We start from the raw sequence: 1,905 nt of genomic DNA, 5'->3' as shown, positions 1-1,905 counted from the left end.
GGGGATTTCCGACCAGAACCGCAAAAGGCTCAGGTCGGGAATACCCTCCAGGAACCGTCGGGACGCTCGATTTTGACAATGCCGCTACCGCCTGCGTTTTCGGCCATGCGAACGCATTCGGCGGCCCGCCGTATGGCTTCTTGCTCCAGGCGGAACTCCTCGGCGGGCCGGCCATCGCAGCGCACCCTCCATGGTGCACGTTTTGTCACCGGCGGCGAGATGTAGACGGTCAGCGTTTCGGTCATGCCTTGCCCAGCGCCTTTCTCACGTCAGCAGCCAGACACCAACTTTCCTGACAGTGTCGCGAAGCTTGTCTTCTGTCACTTCGAGTTCTGTGGTCCAGTACTGAACCTCATAATCCTCGTTTACGTTGATGCGTTTGGCGTCAGCCGGCCCACGAATGCTTTGGTTGTCATTCATCGCGAAAGTCCTCCCTAACGAGCGGTCACGCTGCCTCTTTTCGGGTCAAGCGGTCGTCAACTGCGCGTCAGCGCGGCGACCATGAATGCGTGTACGGAAGCGCGGCCGTCCGGGTCATCCGAGTCCGTCTCAACGATTGAGGCTCTCGGCGATGCAGCCCCAAGATTGACGATGATTTCGCGCCCCACCGAAGCGCCAGCCCGCAGGAACCTGACAATTCGGGACACGGCCAGCAGGCGCTGCGCAACCATGGGTCGGTGCCGTCGAGGCTTGTTACATCGACGGCGGGGCCACCCGCGCGTGAACCGCCATGTCGGAGACGTATGGAAGAGAGATCCCGCTCTTTGCGCCACCTGCGGACGTCAAACCGCTGCGCACCGGTCCCGTCCCGGATTGGCTTTTCGGTTGGCTGGACAGGGCGGCCCGATTGCTCCGCCCCTTGACGGATGGTCAGGCTCTGCTAGATCTGGGTCTCCATCCACTGCCTGCGGAATTCCCATGTCTCTCTTCAAACACCCCGATGCGGCAGTCCTCGCACCCTTCGTCTTTTTTCTGGTGTTCATGTTTTCGGTGATGTTCTACTGCGTCTTTACTGCCCGGTAAACGGCCTTTCCCCGGTCGCCTTCCGCGCGTCGCTAGTCCATGCATTGCCCGTGGATGAACATGGTGTGGATGTAGACAAACGCGACTTCGCAGCCGACGACGGTGACCCAACTCATCACCTTCATTGTTCGCACGTCGAGCCAACGGTGTTTCGAGTTCTGGGGGGGGGGGGCGACGGCAACGCGAGCCCGAAGCACAAGCGTCCCGGTGACCATGTACGCACACGAGATGACCGTGACGTTCGGCGACTGGCACGGGTGACAGAACGCGTAGCACAGCAGTCCACACAGCAGGAACACGAGTGAGGCAACGTAATAGGCCTTGAGGTCTTCGTCCGCAGTGGCTTCGCCTCCTTCGGGCTTCGCCGTTGCAGGGCCGCCCCACGTGCCTGCCCCGATGCGGGGAAAGTGGAGGAACAGACCGGCGCCGGCGCACACGGCGGCAAGAAGTGGACAAAGGTAAGCGCCAAGGTCAAACAGCGCGTGATACTCGCCCTCTTCGAGTGGCTTTGTTGGCGCGCCGTGAAAGACAACGATGACCATGCCGACCGACATGGCCACCAGCCCCAGAATCACTGTGACGACCTGGAATTTCGGTGCTGTGTAGGTGCCCATGATTTCTCCTCCATGAAAGGCGCTCGCGTTTGCGACCCAAGATGCGGCACTAATGCCCGCTGCGGTGCGTCGTGCGACGCTGGCCACGGCGCAGGGCGCTGCGCGTGCTCCACGCGTGGTTCTCAGGAACCTCGACGACGATTTCCAGCACGTCCCTGACGTCTTCACCAGCGCCGAGGTTGACCTCGTCGACCAGGCAGGTCAACTGCGCGACCGCCGTGCTCGAACGATGTTGCAGGGCAAGAAAGCGCACGGTGCTTCCCACCAC

4 protein-coding genes are annotated in these 1,905 nt (G+C 61.5%); all 4 read right to left on the bottom strand.

Going from position 1 to position 1,905, the window contains the following annotated elements:
* Positions 1 to 29: 29 nt before the first annotated feature.
* Positions 30 to 245 carry a hypothetical protein gene (locus AC1DSN_RS22015; RefSeq protein ID WP_477297345.1) on the bottom strand — a complete coding sequence of 72 codons (216 nt, stop codon included), beginning with the start codon at positions 243 to 245 and terminating at the stop codon, positions 30 to 32.
* 19 nt (positions 246 to 264) lie between these two features.
* On the bottom strand, positions 265 to 420 hold the full coding sequence (locus AC1DSN_RS22010) for a DUF3606 domain-containing protein (protein ID WP_477297346.1): 156 nt from the start codon (positions 418 to 420) through the stop codon (positions 265 to 267).
* Between the two features lie 635 nt (positions 421 to 1,055).
* On the bottom strand, positions 1,056 to 1,637 hold the full coding sequence (locus AC1DSN_RS22005) for a hypothetical protein (RefSeq protein WP_477332913.1): 582 nt from the start codon (positions 1,635 to 1,637) through the stop codon (positions 1,056 to 1,058).
* A 49-nt stretch (positions 1,638 to 1,686) separates the two neighbouring features.
* Positions 1,687 to 1,905: hypothetical protein (locus AC1DSN_RS22000; RefSeq protein ID WP_477332911.1), on the bottom strand; the 219-nt coding region annotated here is incomplete at its 5' end.

The sequence above is a fragment of the Luteibacter sp. P4_D7_3 genome, from assembly GCF_056401735.1.
This window is presented reverse-complemented; position numbering and strand designations above follow the sequence as displayed.